The following is a 22,575-nucleotide window of genomic DNA, read 5'->3' on the forward strand; positions in this document are numbered from 1 at the left end:
CTTCTCTGTTGCCGGACGCATACCGCATACAGATTTGCCCAGACAAGGCAAATCGCAAAGCCACCCGAAGCAACCTTTGGATCGGACGCTGTAGCGCTCGCGATCAGACGCCCGCTACCGCGCACAGGCTTGTCATTCTGGCAATGGCAAGCCCGGGGTCGGCCAGCAACCCTGCCTGGTCGGCAAGGCGAAAGACATCGGCATAGTGACGGACGCCGCGCGCCGATTGCATGCCGCCGACCATCGAAAAATGCTCCTGATGGCCGTTCAGCCATGCCATGAAGACGATGCCGGCCTTGTAGTATTCGGTCGGCGCCTCGAAGATCTTGCGCGACAGCGGCACTGTCGGGGCCATCAGCGCGTCGTAGCCCGCGCGGTCGCCGTCGGCCAGCTTTGCCAGCGCCGCATTGGCGACCGGCGCGATGGCATCGAAAATGCCGAGCAGCGCGTGCGAATGTCTGTCGCCGTCGCCGGCGATCAGCTCGGGGTAATTGAAATCGTCGCCGGTGAACATCAGCACGCCCTCGGGCAGCCGATCCCTGAGCGCAATCTCCTTGCCGGCATCGAGCAGCGATATCTTTATGCCTTCGACCTTGCCGGCATGGCATTCGATGATCGCGACCACCGTCTCCAGCGCAGTTTCGAGGTCGCTGCTGCCCCAGTAGCCTTTCAGCGCCGGGTCGAACATGTCGCCCAGCCAGTGCAGGATGACCTTGCCGGAGGCCTGGGACAGGATGCGGTCGTAGACGCCGATATAGTCGTCGGGGCCTTTGGCGACCGCCGCCAGCGCCCGGCTGGCCATCATGATCGCCTTGCCGCCAAGCCCTTCGATGAAGCCGAGCTGTTCTTCATAGGCCGCGATGACATCGTCTAGCCTGCTGGCGCCCCCCGGCGCCAGATGGTCGGTGCCGGCGCCCGACGCAAGATCGGCGCCTTCGACGCTGCGCGCCTCGGCGATCGAGCGGCGGATCAATTCCTTGGCATTCGCCCAGTCGAAACCCATGCCGCGCTGAGAGGTGTCCATCGCTTCGGCGACACGGAAGCCAAGCCGCCAGAGGTGACGGCGAAACGCCATCGTCTTGTCCCAGTCGACCGCGGGCCTCGACCACGGATCGGTCATGGCGAGGGGATCGGCAACTACATGGGCGGCGGCGTAGGCGATGCGCGAGAAGCGAGCGCCGGCCACAGGCTGCACCGGCTGGCCGACAAGCCGGTAGCGGACACGGCCGGCGCCTTCCCCGGGCAAGGTGATGTCCATGGCTCTCTCCCTTACCAACGCCTATTAAATGGAACGTTCCAACAAATCAAGAATATTTTGCCGCCTGCCTCGTGCAGCGAAAATTGCTGCATCGCAGTAGCCGAAAGCCCTGCTTGCTGGAGGATTGCGCCGCCGAGCCGCATTTTTTCCCGGCTTCGCACAAACGCGATTGACTTAAATGCGCCGCATGGATTAGATCGTTCCAATAAAATCGCACAAGAAACCACCGGGAGGACAGATCTGGATGGCCAGCCGGGCCAAGGCAACGATACTCGACATCGCCCGTGAGGCGGGCGTGTCCAAATCGACGGTATCGCTGGTGCTGCAAGGCAGCGGGCTGATCCGGCCCGAAACCGCGCTCAAGGTGCGCAAGGCGATCGAGGACGTCGGCTATGTCTACAACCGCGGCGCCGCCAATCTGCGCAAGGCCCATTCCAACGTCATCGGCATGGTCATCAACGATCTCACCAATCCGTTTTTCGCCGAGCTCGCGGTCGGCATGGAGCGCGTCTTCCAGTCGGCCGGCGTCGTGCCTTTCATCGCCAATACGGCCGAAAACCCGGTGCGCCAGGAAGAGGTTCTGAAATCGCTGATGGAGCAGGGTGTCGCCGGGCTCGTCGTGTCGCCGGCGCGCGGCACCACGCCTGGCGCGTTCCGCCGCCTTGAGACCGCAGGCGTTCCGGTCGTCTTCGTCATGCGCCGCCTCCCCGAAAGCCGTATCCCGGTGATCACGCCCGACAATCATCGCGGCGCTTATCTTGCCACCGCCCATCTGATCGGCAAGGGCCACAGCCGGCTGGCCTTCTTCGGCGGCTCGTCCGACCTTGTCGTCTATCACGAACGCCTGGGGGGCTTTCGCGAGGCCTGTGAAGCGCTCGGCATCGATCCGGCCGACAGACTGGTCTTCGAGGGCGAAACCAGCCGCAAGGGCGGTATTGCCTGCCTGGAAACCGCACTTGCCATGGCCGCGCCGCCGACCGCGGCCCTTTGCTTCAACGATGCGGTCGCCTTCGGCGTCTTGCTGGCGCTGCGCAAGCGCGGCCTGGAACCCGGCGCGGACTTTGCCGTCGTCGGCTTCGACGACGTCCCCGAGGCCGAGCACTATATGCCGGCGCTGACCAGCGTCGCGGTGAACACCGCCGGCCTCGGCGAGCGCGCCGCCCATGTCGTGCTGAAGATGATCCAATCGCGCACCACGCGCGCCGAGGATCATATCGGCGCCGTCAACCTCGTGGTCAGGGAAAGCTGCGGCCCCGATCGCAAGGAGCATGGCTGCGCAGGAATGGGAGACGCGGCATGACCGTCAGTTGGGGGCTGATCGGCGCCAGCACGATCGCAAGACAGTTCATGATCGGCGCCATCCGCGCGCAGCCGGACGGCGAGATCGCCGCAGTGATGAGCTCCAGCCCGGAGCGGGCTACCGCCTATGCTCTGGAAAACCGCATTCCGGCGGCGGTCGCGACGATTGATGAATTGCTCGGCTCCGACATCGACGCCGTCTACATCTCGACCACCAACGAATTGCATCTCGAACAGGCACTCGCCGCCATCGAGGCGGGAAAGCATGTGCTTTGCGAAAAACCACTGGCGCTGACCAGCGCCGACGCGCGCAAGATGGTCGCGGCGGCCAGGGCCGCCGGCGTCGTGCTCGGCACCAATCACCATCTGCGCAATGCCGGCTCGCATCGGGCGATGCGCGAAGCGATCGCTGGCGGCCGCATCGGCAGGCCGATCGCCGCGCGCGTCTTCCACTCCGTCTATCTGCCGGAAAACCTGCAGGGCTGGCGCATCACCAGGCCGGACGCCGGCGGCGGCGTGGTGCTCGACATCACCGTCCACGATGCCGACACGCTGCGCTTCGTGCTCGGCGACGATCCGGTCGAGATCTCGGCATTCACGCAATCGGCCGGCATGGCCGCCGGCGGGCTGGAAGACGGCGCCATGTGCCTCTGGCGCTTCGCATCGGGCGTCATCGCCCAGTCGCACGAGGGCTTTACCACCAAATTCGCCGGCAGCGGCTTCGAGGTGCATGGCAGCGAAGGCTCGCTGATCGCCAAGGACGTGATGACGCAGAAGCCGCTCGGCTCTGTGTTGCTTCGCACGGCACAGGGTGAGGAGGAATTGAGCTTCGACCGCGAAGACCTCTATGCCCGTTCGCTGCGCCAATTCCACGCGGCGATCCGCGGCGAGGGCCAGCCGTCCGCCACCGGCGAGGACGGCGTCTGGTCGCTGACATCAGCCGAAGCGGCATTGCAATCGGCCAGGTCCGGCAAGGCCGTTGCCATCGACCCGAAGCTCGGGAGCGCAGCGTGAGCAAGCTCGTTTCCGCGGCTGAGGCTGCCGGCCTGATTAGGGATGGCGTGGTCGTTTCCGTGTCGTCGTCGAGCGGCCTCGGCTGCCCGGATGCGGTGCTTGCCGCGATCGGCGAGCGCTTCGACGCCGACGGCCATCCCAGGGACATTACGACGCTGCACCCGATCGCCGCTGGTGACATGTACGGCATCAAGGGCATCGACCATGTAGCCAAGCCCGGCCTGTTGAAGCGCACTTTGTGCGGTTCCTATCCGTCCGGCCCGTCATCTTCCGAACCGCCGCAGATCTGGAAGATGATCGGCAACAATACGGTTGCCGCCTACAACGTGCCGTCCGGTATCCTGTTCGACATGCATCGTGAGGCCGCCGCCAAGCGCCCCGGCGTGCTGACCAAGGTCGGGCTCGACACCTTTGCCGACCCGCGCCACCAGGGCTGCGCCATGAATGCTGCCGCCAGCGAGCCGATCGTTTCGGTGCAGCAGTTCGACGGCGAGGAATGGCTCTATTTCCGCTCGATCGTACCGCAGGTCGCGATCATCCGCGCCACCACGGCCGACGAGCGCGGCAACCTTACCTATGAGCATGAAGGTGCCTATCTCGGCGGCCTCGAACAGGCGCTGGCCGCCCGCAACAATGGCGGCATCGTCATCGCGCAGGTCAAGCGCGTCGTCGAGAACGGCACGCTGAAGCCGCACGATGTGCGCGTGCCCGGCGTGCTGGTCGACCATATCGTGGTGGCGCCCGACCAGTTGCAGACGACGCTGACGCCCTACGATCCGGCCATCTCCGGCGAGATTTTCCGGCCGCTGTCGAGCTTTCGCAACGCCGAGATGAACGTCCAGAAGGTCATTGCGCGCCGCGTCGCCATGGAGCTTGCCGACGGCATGGCGGTCAATATCGGCTTCGGCATCTCGGCCAATGTGCCGCGCATCCTGCTCGAGGAAGGCCAGCACGGCAAGGTCACCTGGGTCATCGAACAGGGTGCGGTCGGCGGCGTGCCGCTGCTCGACTTCAAGTTCGGCTGCTCGTCGAACGCCGACGCCTTCATGCCCTCGCCGCACCAGTTCATCTATTTCCAGGCCGGCGGCTTCGACGCCTCGCTGCTGTCCTTCCTGCAGATCGACCGGCACGGCTCCGTCAATGTCTCGAAGCTTTCGGCGCGGCCCCACGTCACCGCCGGCGCCGGCGGCTTCGTCGACATCACCGCGCGGGCGAAGAAGATCGTCTTTTCCGGTTTCTTCAATGCCGGCGCCAAGTTGTCGCTTGCCGGTGGCGGCATCCGCATCGACCAGGAGGGCAAGGTCAAGAAAGTCGTCGGTGAGGTCGAGCATATCTCCTTCTCGGGCAAGCGTGCCGTCGCGCAGGGACAGGATATCACCTATGTCACCGAGCGCTGCGTGATGAAGCTGACGCCTGCGGGGCTGATGGTGACCGAGTTGGCGCCGGGCATCGACCTCGAGCGCGATGTGCTGGCGCAGGCCGAGATCCCGCTCGCCGTCGCCAACGACCTGAAAGTGACGCCGGATGCGCTCTACCGGGACCGGCCGATCGGCCTGTCGCTCAATGGCGGCGCGTCGCTTGGAGGCGCACATGGCTGAGCGTCTGGTAACCTTTGAAACCGACGGCGCCATCGGCATTGTCACGCTGCGCCGGCCGGAGAAATTCAACGCGCTCGATATTCCGATGCTGCGGGCGCTGGAAGCGGCACTCGACGAGGCCGAGACAGCAACCGGCGTCCGCGTCGTGCTGGTCTGCGGCGAAGGCAAGGGCTTTTGCGCCGGCGGCGACGTCGAGGCTTGGGCAGAAATGAGCGCTGCCGATTTCCAGGTGCAATGGGTGCGCTACGGCCACCGCGTCTTCGACCGGCTGGCGCGGCTGCGGCAGCCCACGATCGCCGTTCTTGCCGGCCATGCGCTGGGCGGCGGGCTGGAACTGGCGGCGGCTTGCGACTTTCGCGTGGCGGAAACGCAGGTGAAGTTGGGGTTCCCCGAAACCTCGATCGGCGTCGTTCCCGGCTGGTCCGGCACACAGCGCGCCGTGCGCCGCTTCGGCGCGCAGGCAGTGCGGCGGATGGCGCTCGGCGGCGAGGTGTTTCTGGCGACCGAGGCTCTTGCTCTGGGGATTGTCGACCGGGTGGTCGACACCGGCAAGGCGTTCGCCGAAGCCAAGGCCTGGGCCGGCAAGATCGCCGAGCGCGGGCCACTGGCAACCGAGGCCGCCAAGCTGATGATTGCCATTGCGGAAAGCGAGGAGAGTGCTGCCGCGACCGAAGCGCTGGCCAGCAGCTTCATCGCGCAGACAAACGATCTCAGGGCCGGCGTCGAGGCTTTCAAGGCCAAGCAGAAGCCGGCCTTCTCAAGATCTTAGGAACCTGAAACTCACATGAACGCACCTCTCAACATCGCCATGCCCGCCGAGGCAGCCGCAGCGCCGAAAAACTACCGGCTGCTGATCGGCGGCAGGTTCGTCGACGCCCAGGACGGCCGCACGCTGGAGCGCAGCAGCCCTGGCCACGGCTTCACCGTCTCGCGCTATGCACAAGCCGGCGCGGCGGACGTGGAGGCTGCGGTACAGGCCGCGCACAGGGCCTTCGAGACCGGCCCGTGGCCGCGCATGAAGGCCGCCGAGCGCGCCGCGATCCTGCTCAAGGCTGCTGACCTGATCGAGGCGCGGCTGGACGAGATTGCCCGGCTCGACGCACTGGAATCCGGCAAGCCGATTGCGCAGGCGCGCGGCGAGATCGGCGGCGCCGTCGATATCTGGCGTTATGCCGCGGCACTTGCCCGCACGCTTCACGGCGAAAGCTACGCCAATCTCGGCGATGCCATGCTCGGCGTCGTGTTGCGCGAACCGATCGGCGTCGTCTCCATCATCACGCCGTGGAATTTCCCGTTCCTTATCGTCAGCCAGAAACTACCCTTCGCGCTCGCCGCCGGCTGCACGGCGGTGGTCAAGCCGAGCGAGATGACCTCGGCCTCGACCTTTGTGCTCGGCGAGATCCTGATGCAGGCCGGCCTGCCGGATGGCGTCGTCAACATCCTTGCCGGGTTGGGCGCCGATGTCGGCGCACCGATGGTCAGCCATCCGCTGGTCGAGATGGTGTCGTTCACCGGCTCCACCCGCGTCGGCAAGATGACCATGGCGTCTGCCGCCAACTCGCTGAAGAAACTCGCGATGGAGCTCGGCGGCAAGAACGGCCAGATCGTCTTTCCCGATGCCGACCTCGAGGCCGCCGCCGACGCAGCGGTGTTCGGCGGCTTTTTCAATGCCGGCGAATGCTGCAATGCCGGCAGCCGGCTGATCGTCCATGAGGCGATCGCCGACGAGTTCCTCGGCGCCGTCAATGCCCTCACCGCCAAGGTGATTGTCGGCGACCCGCTCGACGACCGCACCAAGGTCGGCGCGATGATCTCCGCCGACCATATGGCCAAGGTCACCGGCTACGTGACGGCAGCGGAAAACGGCGGCGGCCGGATCTGTAGCGGCGGCAATCAGCTTGCTTCGAGCGCCGGCCAGTATCTTGATCCGACCATCGTTCGCGATGTCACCGAAGACATGGCCATTGCACGCGAGGAAGTGTTCGGTCCGGTGCTCTCGGTGCTGACTTTTGAATCGATTGAAAGGGCGTTGCACATCGCCAACAACACGCCCTATGGTCTGTCGGCGGGCGTGTGGAGCGCCAGCATCGATACCTGCATGTCGGTGGCGCGGAATGTGCGTTCGGGAACCGTTTGGGTGAACACGTTCATGGAGGGTTACCCCGAGCTGCCTTTCGGCGGCTACAAGCAGTCCGGTCTCGGACGCGAACTCGGCAAGCGCGCCGTCGAGGATTATACCGAGGAAAAGACAATCCAGTTTCATCGCGGCCAGCGCACCGGATGGTGGGTCGGCTGAGTTGGGAAGAACCCGGCGGGCATCCGCCGGTCGTGTAAGTTCAACAAGGGAGGAAGTACATGTTGCGCAAACTGCTTATCGGGACGGCTCTCGCATCGGGCGTTGCGTTCGCGGCCCATGCCGAGGACGTCAAGGAAGTCCAGATGCTGCATTGGTGGACGTCGGGCGGCGAAGCTGCCGCTCTGAACGTGCTCAAGCAGGATCTGGCCAAGGAAGGCTTTGCCTGGAAGGACGTGCCGGTGGCCGGCGGCGGCGGCGACGCCGCCATGACCGCGCTGAAGGCGATGGTGGCAGCGGGCAACTACCCGACCGCCTCGCAGATGCTTGGCTATACCGTGCTCGATTACGCCGCAGCCGGCGTTATGGGCGACCTGACCGAGACGGCGATAAAGGAAGGCTGGGACAAGTCCGTTCCCGCGGCCCTGCAGAAATTCTCCGTCTATGACGGCAAGTGGGTCGCGGCTCCGGTCAACGTCCACTCGGTCAACTGGCTATGGATCAACAAGGCGGTGATGGACAAGATCGGCGGCACCGAGCCCAAGACCTTCGACGACTTCATTGCGTTGCTGGACAAAGCCAAGGCGGCGGGCGTCATCCCGCTCGCGCTGGGCGGCCAGAACTGGCAGGAAGCGACAATGTTCGACTCAGTCGTGCTGTCGACCGGCGGGCCTGAGTTCTACAAGAAGGCCTTCAACGACCTCGACGAGGAGTCGCTGAAGTCCGACACGATGAAGAAGTCGTTCGACAATCTCGCCAAGCTCGTCACCTATGTCGACCCGAACTTCTCGGGCCGGGACTGGAACCTCGCCACCGCCATGGTCATCAAGGGCGATGCGCTGGTGCAGGTGATGGGTGACTGGGCCAAGGGCGAATTCAACGCCGCCAAGAAGGTCCCGGGCACCGACTTCCTGTGCTACCGCTTCCCGGGCACCGACGGCAGCGTCGTCTACAACTCCGACATGTTCGGCATGTTCAACGTTCCGGAGGACCGCAAGGCCGCCCAGATCGCCCTGGCCACCGCCACGCTGTCGAAGAGCTTCCAGTCGGCCTTCAACGTCGTCAAGGGCTCTGTTCCGGCCCGCACCGACGTGCCGGACACCGATTTCGACGCTTGCGGCAAGAAGGGCATGGCCGACCTGAAGGCCGCCAATGAAGGCGGCACGCTGTTCGGTTCGCTGGCGCAGGGCTATGGCGCGCCTCCCGCGGTTGCCAACGCCTACAAGGATGTCGTCTCGAAATTCGTGCACGGCCAGATCAAGACCTCGGACGAGGCCGTGACCCAACTGGTCAGCGCGATCGAAGACGCCAAGTAAGGCACCCGCCCATGTGAATGATCTCCCCGGCGCAAGCCGGGGAGATCCCCTGCGGCGAGGTTTTGCGGTTGCGCCGACCGGCACGCTTTCGTGCCGCAGAGCCCGAGACAGCAGAATTCCGGACCCGCCATACGGAATGGACAGATGAGCACAGTTGCTGAAACCAGTATCACGCTGACGCCGGAGCACGATGCCCGTCCGGGCGCCACGGTGCGCTCGCGCCTTCAGAATGCGCTGCCGAAGCTCGTGCTGGCGCCGAGCTTCGCCGCCACAATCGTCTTCGTCTACGGCTTCATCCTGTGGACGATCTATCTGTCCTTCACCAATTCCAAGACCTTTCCCTCCTATGCGATCACCGGGCCACGCGCCTATCAGCGGCTATGGCGCTGGACTTTCGAAAGCGATCCGCCGTCCTCCTGGTACACGTCGATCACCAATATGGGGATTTTCGGCTTCCTCTACATTTCCATCTGCCTGGCGCTCGGCCTGTTCCTGGCGATCCTGCTCGACCAGAAGATCCGCGGCGAAGGTGTGCTGCGGCCGATCTACCTCTACCCGATGGCACTGTCGTTCATCGTCACCGGCGTTGCCTGGAAATGGTTTCTGGACCCCGGCCTCGGCCTCGAGCAGACACTGCACCAATGGGGCTGGACGAGCTTCCATTTCGACTGGATCAAGAACAAGGATTTCGTCATCTACACGGTGGTCATCGCCGGCGTCTGGCAGGCGTCGGGCTTCATCATGGCGATGTTCCTGGCCGGCCTGCGCGGCATCGACGGCGAGATCCTGAAGGCGGCGCAGATCGACGGCGCCACCACCTTCCAGCTCTACCGTCGCATCGTCATCCCGCTGCTGCGGCCGATCTTCCTGTCCGCCTTGATCGTCCTCGCGCATCTCGCCATCAAATCCTACGATCTGGTGGTCGCGCTGACCAGCGGCGGGCCGGGCGGTTCGGCCTGGCTGCCGTCCAACTTCATGTATGAGTACACCTTCAAGCGCAACGAGATGGCCGTCGGCTCGGCCAGCGCCGTGATCATGCTGATGACCATCACCGCGATCATCGTTCCCTATCTCTATTCCGAGCTTCGGGAGAAGCCGCGATGAGCGCCGTGGCCACTCCTGCTCGCCAGAGCACTGGCGGTATCAGCGCCAGGACGGTCAACCGTATTGTCATCTACGGGCTGCTGGCGCTGTTCGCGCTGTTCTATCTGATGCCGCTGTTCGTCATGCTTGTGACCTCGTTCAAGACCATGGACGAAATCCAGAACGGCAACATGCTGGCGCTGCCGCAGGAGCCGACCTTCGCACCTTGGATAAGGGCGTGGAGCGAGGTTTGCTCGGGTCTCACCTGCGTCGGCATGAAGGGTTATTTCTGGAACTCGATCAAGATGGTGGTTCCGGCCGTCATCATCTCGACCCTGCTCGGCGCGCTCAACGGCTATGTGCTGACGAAGTGGCGCTTTCGCGGGGCGACGCTGGTGTTCGGGCTGATGCTGTTTGCCTGCTTCATTCCGTTCCAGTCCGTCCTCTTGCCGATGGCAACGATCCTCGGCAGCCTCGGCCGGTTCGGCGTCAAGCTGCAGAACGCGACCGGCCTCACCTTCGGCTTCGGCAATCCGACCGTGAACCTGGTGTTCGTTCACGTCGTCTACGGCATCGGCTTCACCACCCTGTTCTTCCGCAATTATTACGAAGCGTTTCCGAACGAGCTGGTGAAGGCGGCGCAGATCGACGGCGCCAGCTTCTTCCAGATCTTCCGGCGCATCATGCTGCCCAACTCGCTGCCGATCATCGTGGTGACGGTGATCTACCAGTTCACCAACATCTGGAACGACTTCCTCTTCGCTTCCGCCTATGCCGGCTCAGGCGACGTGATGCCGATGACGGTGGCGCTGAACAATGTCGTCAACACCTCGACCGGCGTCGTCGAATACAACGTCAACATGGCGGCGGCGATGATCGCCGCGCTGCCGACGCTCCTCGTATACGTGCTCGCCGGCCGCTATTTCGTGCGCGGCCTGATGGCCGGCGCCGTCAAAGGATAATCGCATGGCTTTTCTGGAAATTGACGGGCTGAAGAAGCGTTTCGGAGCGGTCGAGATCCTGAAAGGCATCGACCTCGACCTGGAAAAGGGCGGCTTCCTCGTGCTGGTCGGGCCTTCCGGTTGCGGCAAGTCCACGCTGCTCAACACTATTGCCGGCCTGGAAACCATCACCGAAGGGGAAATCCGCGTCGACGGACGCACGATCAACGATCTCCACCCCTCCAAGCGCGACATCGCCATGGTCTTCCAGAGCTACGCGCTCTATCCGAACATGACGGTTGCCGGCAATATCGCCTTCGGCATGGAGATGCGCGGCGTGCCGGCCGGCGAGCGCCAGAAGGCGATCGACAAGGTGGCGAAGGTCCTGCAGATCGGCCATTTGCTGAAGCGCAAGCCAAGCCAGCTCTCCGGCGGCCAGCGCCAGCGCGTCGCCATGGGCCGGGCGCTGGTGCGCGATCCAAAGCTGTTCCTGTTCGACGAGCCTTTGTCCAATCTCGACGCCAAGCTGCGTGTCGACATGCGCATCGAGATCAAGCGCCTGCACGCCACCACCGGCACCACCATCGTCTACGTCACCCACGACCAGATCGAGGCGATGACGCTGGCCACCAAGATCGCGGTGATGCGCGACGGCGAGGTGCAGCAGTTCGGCACGCCAGCCGAAATCTATAACAATCCGGTCAACCTGTTTGTTGCCGACTTCATGGGCTCGCCGGCGATGAACCTGATCCCGGCGACGATCGGCAGCAACGGCAGCGGCTTCTCCGTCGTCATGGAGCGCGAGGCGCGCCAGCCGATCTCGCTGCCGCTGGGCAATGCGCCGGCCGGCCTGTCGGCATTCCAGGGAAAACCGATCATCTTCGGCGTCCGCCCGGAAGCACTGACCGATCCCGAGGGTGCCGAACGCAACGCCTCGAACATCGCCCGCGCCGACTGTCACATCGAGGTCATCGAGCCGGCCGGCTCGGATACGTTCGCGGTCACCAATCTCGGCGGCAAGGCGGTGGTGGCGCGGCTGCGCGCCGATGCCAAAATCCAGCCCGGCACGGTCACGCCGCTCGCCTTCAACCTGACCAAGGCGGTGTTCTTCGATCCGGCGACCGAGAAACGCATCGTCTAACGGCCATGACAAATCCCGACATCGTCATCATCGGCTCCGGCATAGGCGGCGCCACGATCGCCTCCGGCCTTGCCGGCAGTGGCGCCTCGATCCTGATGCTGGAGCGCGGCGAAGCCCTGCCGGCAACGCCGCACACACGCGACACCCGCGCGATCTTCGTCGATGGTCATTATCGGCCGAAGGAGATGTGGCTCGAGGCCGGCGGAGCGCCTTTCAACCCGGGCAATTACTACTATGTCGGCGGCAATTCGAAATTCTACGGCGCTGTGCTGATCCGCTACCGCAGGGAAGACTTTTCGGAGATGGAGCACTATGGCGGCATCTCGCCGGCCTGGCCGTTTTCCTATGAGGAATTCGAACCCTGGTATTCCAGGGCCGAGCAGCTTTTTCGCGTGCGCGGTGCACTCGGCGAAGACCCGACCGAGCCGTTCCACTCTACGCCCTACCCTTTCGGGCCGGTACCAGACGAGCCGCCGATCGCGCGTGCGCGCGCCGAGTTGAAGAGCCTAGGCCTGCATCCGGCATCGCTGCCGCTCGGCGTCGACATCGAAGCCTGGCTGAAAGATGGCAGCACGCCGTGGGACGCGTTTCCCAACACCGGGACCGGCAAGATCGACGCGCAATCCGGGCCGTTGGCAGCAGCCCTTGCCGATCAGAATATCCGGCTTGAGACCGGCGCCCATGTCGAATATCTCGAGGCATCGCCGGACGCCAGGACGATCGAGACCGTCCATTACCGCCAGAACGGTGCGCTGAAGAAAGTCGCGCCGAAGCTGGTGATCCTGTCGGCCGGCGCGGTCAATTCAGCCGCCGTCCTGCTGCGTTCGCCTTCCCCTTCTTCCAAGGGCAAGGGAGGTGGCAAAGGCCTGGCCAACCGTTCCGACCAGGTCGGCCGCAACTTCATGAACCACAATTCGAGCGCCATGCTGGCGATCGATCCGCGCCGCAGGAACAAGTCCGTCTACCAGAAGACGCTGATGCTGAACGATTATTATCTGTCCGACGGCAAGGGCGGCAAACCGCTCGGCAACGTCCAGCTTCTAGGCAAAGTCGACGGCAACATCCTCAAGGCCAATGTCAGGCGCGCGCCCAAATTCGCGCTGGATTTCATGGCCGGCCACGCCGTCGACTGGTATCTGATGTGCGAGGACCTGCCCGATCCCGACAGCCGCATCATGGTCAACGGCAAGGACATCGTCATGCAGTGGCGGCGCTCCAACATGCAGTCGCTCGACGGACTGACCAAGGTGATGCGCGAGAATTTCCGCGCCTGCGGCTATCCGATCGTCCTGTCACGTCCGTTTGACAAGCGCACGCCCTCACATCAGTGCGGCACGGTGAAGATGGGCAACGATCCAGCGACCTCGCCGCTGGATCCGTTCTGCCGCTCCTTCGACCACAGCAATTTGTTCGTCGTCGATGCTGGCTTCCTGCCGAATTCGGCCGCCGTCAATCCGGCGCTGTCGATCGCCGCACAGGCGCTGCGCGTCGCCGATCATATCCGCAAGACGGAGCTTGCAACATGAGCCGCCCGGCAGCGATCGTCACCGGCGGCGCGCGCGGCATCGGCCTTGCCTGTGCCGAGGCGCTGGCCGGCGCAGGCTTCGACATCCTCGTCGCCGACCTTGCTGACGAAGCCGCAGACGGGCTCGCCGCCGACATCACCGGGCGCGGCGCGAAATTCGCCTATGTCAGCTGCGACATCGCCGACCTCGACGGCCACGCAGCGCTGATTGATGCCGCGACAAGCGCCTTCGGCCGCATCGACTGCCTGGTCAACAATGCCGGCATCGGCACTGTCCTGCGCGGCGATCTGCTCGAGCTCAAGCCGGAAAATTTCGACCGGGTGCTCGGCATCAATCTGCGCGGCACCGTATTCCTCAGCCAGGCCGTCGCCAAAGCGATGCTCGGCCTGCCAAGCGATGGTGCGAGATCGATCATCACCATCACTTCGGTCAGCGCCGCCATGGCCTCGCCGGAACGTTCCGATTACTGCATCTCCAAGGCTGGGCTTTCGATGTGGGTGAAGAACCTGGCACTGCGGCTCGCCGCCGAAAATATCGCCGTGTTCGAGGTGCGCCCGGGCATCATCCGCACCAACATGACCGCCGGTGTGACCGCCAAATATGACGGGCTGATCGACGGCGGGCTGGTGCCGGCGATGCGCTGGGGCGAGAGCGAAGATATCGGTGCCGCCGTGGCGGCGCTCGCCGGCGGCAAGTTCGGCTTTTCGACCGGCTCGGTCATCAATGTCGACGGTGCGCTGTCGGTGCCGAGGCTATGAACAGGTGACGCCATGACCGACTACATAATCGTCGGCGCCGGCCCGGCCGGGTGCGTACTCGCCAACCGGTTGAGCGAAGATCCGTCGCATCAGGTGCTGCTGCTCGAAGCCGGCGGCAAGGACTGGCATCCGCTGATCCACATGCCGGCCGGTTTTGCCAAGATGACCAAGGGCATCGCCGCCTGGGGCTGGTCGACAGTGCCGCAAAAGCATATGAAAGACCGCGTCTTCCGATACACTCAGGCCAAGGTGATCGGTGGCGGCTCTTCGATCAACGCCCAGATCTACACGCGCGGCAACGCCCGCGACTACGACGCCTGGGAGAAGGAAGAAGGCCTTGCTGGCTGGGGCTATCGCGACGTACTGCCCTATTTCAAGCGCGCCGAGAACAATCAACGTTATGCCAACGATTTCCACGGCGACCAAGGCCCGCTCGGCGTGTCGAACCCGATCGCGCCGCTGCCGATCTGCGAGGCCTATTTCCGTGCCGGACAGGAGATGGGCATCCCCTTCAATCCCGACTTCAACGGGGTAGCCCAGGAGGGCGTCGGTTACTATCAGCTGACGCAGAAGGACGCGAAGCGCTCCTCCGCCTCTGTCGCCTATCTCCGGCCGATCCGCGAGCGAAAGAATCTCACCGTCAGGACCGGCGTTCTGGTGACACGCATCGTCGTCGACAAGGGCCGCGCCGTTGGCGTCGAGATCGTCGACAGGCCGGGCGGCCAGCCAACGATCCTGCGCGCCGAGCGCGAGGTGATCGTCTCGTCCGGCGCCATCGGCTCGCCGAAGCTTTTGCTGCAGTCGGGCATCGGCCCGGCCGACCATCTGGAGGCGGTCGGCGTGACACCGGTGCACGATCTGCCCGGCGTCGGCTCCAATCTCCAGGATCATCTCGACCTGTTCGTCATCGCCGAATGCACCGGCGATCACACCTACGACAACTACGCCAAGCTGCACTGGACGGCTTGGGCCGGCCTGCAGTATCTGCTCCTGAAGAAAGGCCCGGTAGCCTCCAGCCTGTTCGAGACCGGCGGCTTCTGGTACGCCGATCCGACCGCCGCCTCTCCCGATATCCAGCTGCATCTCGGCCTCGGCTCCGGCATCGAGGCCGGCGTCGAGAAGCTGAACAATCCGGGCGTGACATTGAACTCGGCCTTCCTGCGCCCGCGCTCGCGCGGCACCGTGCGGCTGAACAGTGCCGACCCGGCCGACCGCCCGCTGATCGATCCGAACTATTGGTCCGATCCCTATGACCGCGACATGTCGATCAAGGGGCTGAGGCTGGCGCGCGAGATCATGCGGCAGAAGGCGCTGCAGCCCTATGTACTGCGCGAGGTACTGCCGGGACCCGACCTGCAGAGCGGCGACGAGCTGTTCGACTACGCCTGCCGCAGTTCCAAGACCGACCACCACCCGGTCGGCACCTGCCGCATGGGCCACGATGCGATGAGCGTGGTAACGCCAGATCTCAGGCTGCGCGGTATCGAGGGCCTGCGCGTCTGCGACGCCTCGGTGATGCCGCGCATCCCCTCCTCCAACACCAATGCCCCGACGATCATGGTTGGCGAAAAAGGCGCCGATCTGATCCTTGGCCGCGAGCCGCTGCCGCCGGCGGTGTTTTCCACCAACCGAGCGGCATGAGGGACAAAGAATGATCAGGCACTGTGTCTTCGTCAGATTTCGCAACGATGCCGCCGACGCCGAGCGCGCGGCAATCCATGCCGATCTCGAAGTGTTGCGGGCCGTGATCGACGGCATGGGCAAGGTCGAATTCAGCGCCAATACCAGCCCGGAACCCTTCGCCCGCGGCTTCACGCACGGCTTCACCATCGACTTTCGCGACGCTGCGGCACGCGATGCCTATCTGGAGCATGAAGCGCATCAGCGAGCCGGCGCAAAACTGGTCGCGGCGCTCGAAGGCGGCACCGACGGGCTGATGGTGTTTGATCTGGAGATCGCGTGACTATCCCATTCTCAGCGCAACGACGCCGGCAACGATGCTAAGCACCGCGGCACCTCGCCATGCCGTCATCTTCTCGCCGAGCGCGAACACCGAGATCATCATGGCGAACAGGATCGATGTTTCGCGCAGCGACGCCACCGAGGCGATCGGCGCCTTGGTCATCGCCCACATCACGATCCAGTAGGCGCCGCCGCTGAGCACGCCGGTATAGATTCCGGCCTTCCAGTCGCGCGCCAGCACCGGCAGCGCCTGTGGGCCGCGAGAGACGACGCATAGCACCAGCGCCCACAGCGCATCGCAGACGAACAGCCAGGCGGCATAACTCGACGCGGTGGCGGCCAGCCGCGCGCCGCTGCCGTCCGACAGCGTGTAGCTGGCGATGAAGATCGATGTGCCCAACGCGAAACCGACGGCGCGCAGGTTCAATTTCTCCAGATGCGCGCCGCCGCGAAACGACAGCACCAGCGTGCCCGCCGACAACAAGAGGATGCCGAGAATGGCGAGCGGCGCCGGCATCTCGGCAACCACCACAACGCCCCCCAAAGCGGCCAGCAATGGCGCGGTGCCGCGCGCCAGCGGATAGGTCTGGGCGAAATCGCCGGCCTTGTAGGCGCCGATCAGGAACGTCCTGTAGCCCATGTGGAAGACAACCGAGGCGAGGATGTATGGCCACACTTCCGGCTTCGGCACCTCGACGAAAGGCAACGTCACCAGCGCAGCGGCACCCATGCCGAGCGTCATCAGTGTGATCGACAGGAAACGGTCGAGGTGGACCTTGACCAGCGCGTTCCAGATCGCATGCATGGAAGCGGCGGCGAGCACCGCGAAAAAGACAAACAGGCTCATCGGCGGTTCATCCGCCGCCCGTCCCGATGACGATCGGCGTCTCCAGGTCGATATCGACCCAGAGCGGAAAATGGTCGGAAGCGATTTGGCCGATATCGGCGCTGACCGAGCGCACGCGCCCGGCAAACATGCCGCCGACGAAGCAATGGTCGAGCCGGCGCTTTGCCAGCCTGCCATCGATAGTCTTCACATGGGTGTGGAAATCCGCTGTCGGTTCCATTGCGACGGCGGCGACATCGACAAAACCGTCGAGATAGGCGGCACCGCGATGATAGGGCGCGCTGCCGACAATGCGCCGGTACTCGGCGCTATCCGGCTCCATGTTGAAGTCGCCCAACCAGATCGCCGCTACGGGGTTTTCTGGCTCCTGTTCGCCATTGCTCCAGTTGCGCGCCGGCTCGTCGTCGGCGCCGCTCCATGGGCCGCCCTCGGACGGCGCGCGGCGATGCTCGGCGAGCAAATAGTCGATCTGCTCCAGCCGCTCCTCGGCCGCGATATGCGCCAGATGCAACGACAGCACCCGCACCGGACCGGCAGGGGTGCGGATCATGCATTCGAGTGCGGCATTGCGGGTGTTGAGCGGCCGCAGCGTGCGCCTGAGCGGCAGCGTATGCAGCCGCGACCAGACGATCGGAAGCTTCGACAGAACCATGGTGCCGAATTGCCGCCGCCGGTTGACGATGCGGCCTTCACGCCGGTGGCTGGCATCCATGTCGAAGGCCGGCCCGTAGACCCAATGGTAGTCGGGCAGAAATTGCGAAAGAAGTTCCGGCTGGTCGTCCTCGTTGCTGCGCAACCAGTGCCGTTCCACCTCCTGCAAGGCGATGATGTCGGCGCCGGCCACGACCTTGGCACAACGCGCCAGGTCGTAGCGGCCATCGCTGCCGAAGCCGTACTGGATGTTATAGCTGACCAGCTTCATTGCTTATCCGGCTCAGTTTCCTGCTGGCAGTAGCCGTTCGCTGACAGCCTTGCAATGTGCAGCCGGGCGGAGGGAGCTTGGGCCAGATGCTAAGTGGTCAGCGGCTGGAACCGACCGGGCGGGGATGCTGCCAGTTCCGACCAGTCGATTTCTTCCTCAAGGCGGTGGTAGGCTTCGTCGCCGATCGTTCCGTCGATGCGCAAACGCTCCAGCGCATCGCGCTGGCTCTTGATGGCGTAGAGACGCAATCTGTCATACTCGGTCGCCGCCTGGGCATCCTCGGGGTTTTCGGCGATGGCGCGCTGGGCGGCATATTGCTCTCGCACCGCCCCGGCCGCGCTCGATGTCTTGCCGCTGAGCACGTCCAGCGCCGCCTGCATGATGGCGACGCGCGCCTGCGCCACCTCCCGGTCGACCGTCCGGTCGAGGTCGAGATTGAGCAGAAGCAGCAACGGTTTCAGGCTGACGCCTTGCAGCACCAATGTGCCGAGCACGACCGTGAAAGCGGCGAGCACGATCGGATCACGGCCCGGAAAGTCGGCCGGCAAGGCGAAGGCTGCCGCAAGCGTCACCAGGCCGCGCATGCCGCACCAGCCGATGAGCACGCCGCCGCGGAATGTCGGTGCGTCCTTCCGCCTGTCCTCGTCGCCCAGACGTGCCAGCGCTCTGAGGATCGCGCCGCAGCCCAGAACCCAGACGAGCCGCGATACGATGACGACGGCCAGCACAGCCAGGGCAAAGACGAACGCCTCGCTTTGTCCTTGCTCGGCAAGTCGGCCGACGATGGACCGCGCTTGCAGGCCCATCAGAACGAAGGCCAGCACGTTGAGCACGAACACCGCCGTCTCCCAGACCGAGTAGGAACTGACACGATTCCTTGCCGGCATGCGGCGCGGCGATGTACGTGCGATCGTCATGGCGTAGACGACGATCGTGATGATGGCGGAAAGCCCTATCCTGTCGGCCAGGATCCAGACGCCGAAGGTTGAGGCGAATTGCACCACGGTGCCGCTCGCCGGGTCGTCGATGCGGCCGAGTATGGCGAGAGACAACCGGCCGAGCACATAGCCTGCGGCAAGGCTGCCGACCGTCGACAGCAGGATCATTGGAACGGCACTGCTCAACAGGATGGTGCCGGCGGCTGCGGAAACCGACATCCTGTAGATCAGCAGCGCCGTGGCGTCGTTGAGAAGGCTCTCGCCTTCCAGGATGGCGGTGATGCGGTGCGGCACCTTGAACTGTCCGAGCACGGCCGCCGCCGCCACCGCATCGGGCGGCGCTACGATCGCGCCGAGCGCTATGGCGGCGGCGATGGGCAAGCCTGCCATCGTCCAGCCGACCAGCGCGACCGTCACGGTGGTGAAGATGACGGCGCCAAGCGCCAGCAGGATGAGCGAAACCTTGTAGCGGTTGAGATCGCGCAGCGACGTGTCATAGGCCGCGTCGAGCAGAACCGGCGCGATGAACAGAGCGAGCGCCAGCCCCGGGTCGATCTCGATGGTCGGGGCAAACGGCAGGAAGGCGATGCCGGCGCCGGCCAGCGCCAGCAATGACGGATAGGGAATCTGCAGACGCCGCGACAACGCGGTCAGGGCGACCGCGATGAGAAGCAGGACAAGGGTGAGTTCAAAAAGCGCCATGCCTTATCGTAGCGGTGAAGCCGGGCGATTGGCACTGCAAAAACGACGACGGCTTTGGCTGCTGGTGAATGGTGAATGGTGAATGGTGAATGGTGAATGGTGAATGGCTGCGTGCAGAGGAATTTCGGCGCGTAAAGCGCATTCTTACTATTCACTGTTCACTATTCACTCTTCTCCTAATGCAGCACCAGCATGTCGCCCGACGAGAACGAAATCTCGGCCTTTTCGCCGACGGCCGGCGGCGGTGTGGCCGGACTGTTGAACGTGTCGAGCGAGACCGTGCTGCCGCCGATGCCGACGCGAACCCGGATGACCGAGCCGAGGAAATGCACCTCGGCGATTTCGCCCCAAAGGCTGGAATCGCGACCGGGGTGTCGGCCGAGCGAGATCGCCTCGGGCCGCAACGCCAGCGACAGCGTGTCGCCGGATTTCGAGCCGTTGAGCTTGCCCTTGAGCGAGACCTCTTGCGAGTTGACGCGCACCTTGCCCGAAGCGGCGTCGGTGACCGTGCCTTCGAGCACGTTCAGCGTGCCGACGAAATTGGCGACGAATTTGGTTGCCGGCCGGTTGTAGATCTCGAACGGCGTGCCGACCTGCTCGGCCTTGCCGCCATACATGACGGCGATGCGGTCGGAGATCGACAGCGCCTCTTCCTGGTCGTGGGTGACGAAGATGGTGGTGATGCCGAGCTTCTTCTGGATCGAGCGGATTTCCTCGCGCAGCGACACGCGCACCTTGGCATCGAGCGCCGACAGCGGCTCGTCGAGCAGCAGCAGTTTCGGCTTGGGCGCAATCGCCCGCGCCAGCGCGATGCGCTGCTGCTGGCCGCCGGACAGTTGGTAGGGATAGCGGTCGCCCATCTGCGGCAGCTTGATGATGTCGAGCATCTCGGCAACGCGCCTGTCGGCATCGGCCTTCGGCATACCGGCGACCTTCAGCCCGAAGCCGATATTCTGCGCCACGGTGAGGTTCGGAAACAGCGCATAGGCCTGGAACACCATGCCGATGTTGCGCTGGTTGGGCTTGAGCCGGGTGACGTCCTTGCCGGCCACGACAATCTTGCCGGCGGATGGCTCCTCGAAACCGGCGACCATGCGCAGCACCGTCGTCTTGCCGCAGCCCGACGGGCCAAGGAAGGAGACGAATTCGCCCGGCTCGACGTCGAGGTTGAAATCCTGCACCACAATGGCGGCGCCGAAGGATTTTCGCACCTGCTGGATTGAGAGGAATGGCTCGGCCATGGCTTTTTCTTTCGGCTTTTCGATCAGTTCGGGCTGTTCGCCGATCGCGGAGCGAAGCGCGACAGGATCTGGATCAGCGACATGCAGCCCCAGGTAATGGCAAAGGCGATGATGGCAAGCGCCGCCGGCTCATAGGCGCGATTGGCGCCGACGTTCTGCAGATAGGGTCCGAAAGCAGGCCGGTTGAGCAGGCTGGCCATGGTGAATTCGCCGATGACGATGGCGAAGGTCAGGAAGGCGCCCGACAGCACCGCGATCAGCACGTTGGGCAGGATGACCCGAGTGATGATCGTGCCCCAGCCGGCGCCGAGGATCTGCGCCGCCTCGGTCAGTGTCCGTACGTCGATTGTGCGAAGCCCGGTGTCGACGGCACGATACATATAGGGCAGCGCCAGTGTCGCATAACCGATGACCAGCAAGGCATTGGCTCCTGTCTCGCTGGCCAGGAACGGCAGCGGTGAGTTCGACCCGTACATTCTGATGTAGCCGAAGACGATAACGATGGCCGGAATGACCAGCGGCAGCAGCGTGATGAACTCGACGACGGGCCTGATCTGCGGCAGCCGCAGACGAATCCAGTACGCCGCCGGCACCACCACCAGCACGCCAAGGACGATGGTGAAGATGGCGGCGACCACCGAATAGATGAAGGTCGCCTGGAAGCGGGGATCGCCGAGCACGACCTGATAGGCATCGAAGGAATACGCGCCGCGCCGCATGCGCATGGAGAATTCCACGGTCGCGATCAGCGGAATGAAGAAATAGGCCGCGCCCAGCGCGAAGACGATCCAGGCCCAGAATCTGCCGGACTTCATTTGAGCCACCTCTCAGAGCGCGTCCGGAACCAGATGTAGAAGACATTGGCCAGCCCAGTGATGACGATCATGCCAAAGGCGATGGCGTAGCCGAGATGGGCATTGTGCAGCACGTCACCGCGGATCTGCGCGTAGAGCAGGATAGGGACGATGTTAAGCGAGGAGCCGGTCAGAGCGTAAGCGGTGGCGATGGCACCGAAGGCGTTGGCGAACAAGAGGATGACGGTGCCGAGGAAACTTGGCCAGATCACCGGAATGACGACCATGCGCCAGAACTGCGCCTGGGTCGCGCCAAGCGTTGCCGCCGCTTCGCCCCATTCCTTCTTCAGCCCATCGATCGCCGGCACGATGATCACCACCATCAGCGGGATCTGGAAATAGACATAGGTCAGCGTCAGGCCCCAGAACGACAGGATGTTGAAACCATGGGCATAAATGTTGAAGCCGACCAAGACGTTGAGCAGCACCGTGGCGAGCCCGAGCCGGCCGAGCGTCGCGAGAAAGGCGAAGGCCAGCGGCACGCCGGCAAAATTGGAGGCCACGCCGGAAAAGGTCAGTGTCGCCGAGCGTATCCACTCCGGCAGCCCGCCGCGCACGATGGCGATGGCAATGGCAAGTCCCGCGAAAGCACCGATCAGCGACGAGGCGAGGCTGACCTTGATTGAGATCCAGTAGGCGGCAACGATCGACGGCTGCGCCAAGGCCGCTATGTTTTCGAAAGTGAATTCGCCGGCATCGTTCCGGAATGCGCCCAGCATCAGATAGAGCGTCGGCAGGATCAGGAACATGATGGCGAAGATGAAGAAAGGCGCAACGCCAAGCCATTCCGTCGGCAGCCGCATGCTGCGGGCGTCGGCAGGAGGCGCGGTCTTCCCGGCAACAGCGTGATCGGACAACGAGATATCGGTCATGCGCCGGCTA

Annotated in this window: 20 protein-coding genes; 13 read left to right on the forward strand and 7 right to left on the reverse strand. The window is 64.2% G+C overall.

The window, feature by feature from the left end; translation table 11 throughout:
- Window positions 1-103 precede the first annotated feature (103 nt).
- A complete protein-coding gene (locus NKI39_RS14370; protein ID WP_352832464.1) occupies window positions 104-1,258 on the reverse strand; it encodes a dihydrodipicolinate synthase family protein in 1,155 nt (384 codons plus the stop codon).
- A gap of 244 nt (window positions 1,259-1,502) precedes the next feature.
- Between NKI39_RS14370 and NKI39_RS14375 the strand changes: the two genes are divergently transcribed.
- The 13 genes from NKI39_RS14375 to NKI39_RS14435 all read left to right on the forward strand — a co-directional run bounded on the left by NKI39_RS14375 (window position 1,503) and on the right by NKI39_RS14435 (window position 16,190).
- Window positions 1,503-2,558 carry a LacI family DNA-binding transcriptional regulator gene (locus NKI39_RS14375; RefSeq protein ID WP_352832466.1) on the forward strand — a complete coding sequence of 352 codons (1,056 nt, stop codon included), beginning with the start codon at window positions 1,503-1,505 and terminating at the stop codon, window positions 2,556-2,558.
- Window positions 2,555-3,571 carry a Gfo/Idh/MocA family protein gene (locus NKI39_RS14380; RefSeq protein ID WP_352832469.1) on the forward strand — a complete coding sequence of 339 codons (1,017 nt, stop codon included), beginning with the start codon at window positions 2,555-2,557 and terminating at the stop codon, window positions 3,569-3,571. Before NKI39_RS14375 ends, NKI39_RS14380 begins: the two co-directional genes overlap by 4 nt.
- The gene (locus tag NKI39_RS14385) at window positions 3,568-5,169 is read left to right on the forward strand and encodes an acyl CoA:acetate/3-ketoacid CoA transferase (protein WP_352832471.1); all 1,602 of its coding nucleotides are present in this window, start codon (window positions 3,568-3,570) and stop codon (window positions 5,167-5,169) included. Before NKI39_RS14380 ends, NKI39_RS14385 begins: the two co-directional genes overlap by 4 nt.
- A complete protein-coding gene (locus NKI39_RS14390; protein WP_352832474.1) occupies window positions 5,162-5,938 on the forward strand; it encodes an enoyl-CoA hydratase/isomerase family protein in 777 nt (258 codons plus the stop codon). Before NKI39_RS14385 ends, NKI39_RS14390 begins: the two co-directional genes overlap by 8 nt.
- Window positions 5,939-5,953: 15 nt before the next feature.
- Entirely contained in the window at window positions 5,954-7,465 is a 1,512-nt protein-coding gene (locus NKI39_RS14395; RefSeq protein WP_352832477.1) for an aldehyde dehydrogenase family protein, read from the forward strand.
- Between the two features lie 59 nt (window positions 7,466-7,524).
- Window positions 7,525-8,778 (forward strand): ABC transporter substrate-binding protein, encoded by a 1,254-nt coding sequence (locus NKI39_RS14400; RefSeq protein ID WP_031194023.1) that lies wholly within the window; start codon window positions 7,525-7,527, stop codon window positions 8,776-8,778.
- A gap of 144 nt (window positions 8,779-8,922) precedes the next feature.
- Window positions 8,923-9,882 (forward strand): carbohydrate ABC transporter permease, encoded by a 960-nt coding sequence (locus tag NKI39_RS14405; RefSeq protein WP_352469510.1) that lies wholly within the window; start codon window positions 8,923-8,925, stop codon window positions 9,880-9,882.
- A complete protein-coding gene (locus NKI39_RS14410) occupies window positions 9,879-10,823 on the forward strand; it encodes a carbohydrate ABC transporter permease (RefSeq protein WP_023675367.1) in 945 nt (314 codons plus the stop codon). The genes NKI39_RS14405 and NKI39_RS14410 overlap by 4 nt, the downstream gene beginning before the upstream one ends.
- A 4-nt stretch (window positions 10,824-10,827) precedes the next feature.
- Entirely contained in the window at window positions 10,828-11,943 is a 1,116-nt protein-coding gene (locus NKI39_RS14415; RefSeq protein WP_023675366.1) for an ABC transporter ATP-binding protein, read from the forward strand.
- 5 nt (window positions 11,944-11,948) lie between these two features.
- Window positions 11,949-13,469: a GMC oxidoreductase gene (locus NKI39_RS14420; RefSeq protein ID WP_352832480.1), complete on the forward strand. Its 1,521-nt coding sequence runs from the start codon at window positions 11,949-11,951 to the stop codon at window positions 13,467-13,469.
- Complete coding sequence (locus NKI39_RS14425; protein WP_352612926.1) at window positions 13,466-14,227, forward strand: 3-ketoacyl-ACP reductase; 762 nt, start codon at window positions 13,466-13,468, stop codon at window positions 14,225-14,227. The genes NKI39_RS14420 and NKI39_RS14425 overlap by 4 nt, the downstream gene beginning before the upstream one ends.
- 12 nt (window positions 14,228-14,239) lie before the next feature.
- Window positions 14,240-15,868 (forward strand): GMC family oxidoreductase, encoded by a 1,629-nt coding sequence (locus NKI39_RS14430; protein WP_352832482.1) that lies wholly within the window; start codon window positions 14,240-14,242, stop codon window positions 15,866-15,868.
- 10 nt (window positions 15,869-15,878) lie between these two features.
- Window positions 15,879-16,190 carry a Dabb family protein gene (locus tag NKI39_RS14435; protein WP_352612930.1) on the forward strand — a complete coding sequence of 104 codons (312 nt, stop codon included), beginning with the start codon at window positions 15,879-15,881 and terminating at the stop codon, window positions 16,188-16,190.
- Here NKI39_RS14435 and NKI39_RS14440 read toward each other — a convergent pair whose 3' ends face one another.
- From NKI39_RS14440 to NKI39_RS14465, 6 genes are all read right to left on the reverse strand, one after another.
- Window positions 16,191-17,036 carry an EamA family transporter gene (locus tag NKI39_RS14440; protein ID WP_352539371.1) on the reverse strand — a complete coding sequence of 282 codons (846 nt, stop codon included), beginning with the start codon at window positions 17,034-17,036 and terminating at the stop codon, window positions 16,191-16,193.
- A gap of 7 nt (window positions 17,037-17,043) precedes the next feature.
- The gene (locus NKI39_RS14445) at window positions 17,044-17,958 is read right to left on the reverse strand and encodes an endonuclease/exonuclease/phosphatase family protein (RefSeq protein ID WP_352612932.1); all 915 of its coding nucleotides are present in this window, start codon (window positions 17,956-17,958) and stop codon (window positions 17,044-17,046) included.
- A gap of 89 nt (window positions 17,959-18,047) precedes the next feature.
- A complete protein-coding gene (locus NKI39_RS14450) occupies window positions 18,048-19,598 on the reverse strand; it encodes a cation:proton antiporter (RefSeq protein WP_352539373.1) in 1,551 nt (516 codons plus the stop codon).
- A 176-nt stretch (window positions 19,599-19,774) separates the two neighbouring features.
- Complete coding sequence (locus tag NKI39_RS14455; RefSeq protein WP_352612935.1) at window positions 19,775-20,839, reverse strand: ABC transporter ATP-binding protein; 1,065 nt, start codon at window positions 20,837-20,839, stop codon at window positions 19,775-19,777.
- 23 nt (window positions 20,840-20,862) lie between these two features.
- Entirely contained in the window at window positions 20,863-21,654 is a 792-nt protein-coding gene (locus NKI39_RS14460) for an ABC transporter permease (protein WP_352539375.1), read from the reverse strand.
- Entirely contained in the window at window positions 21,651-22,565 is a 915-nt protein-coding gene (locus NKI39_RS14465; RefSeq protein WP_352832485.1) for an ABC transporter permease, read from the reverse strand. The genes NKI39_RS14460 and NKI39_RS14465 overlap by 4 nt, the downstream gene beginning before the upstream one ends.
- Between the last annotated feature and the right edge of the window lie 10 nt (window positions 22,566-22,575).

It is taken from the genome of Mesorhizobium sp. M0664 (assembly GCF_040320565.1).
In the GTDB taxonomy this organism is placed as follows: Bacteria; Pseudomonadota; Alphaproteobacteria; order Rhizobiales; family Rhizobiaceae; genus Mesorhizobium.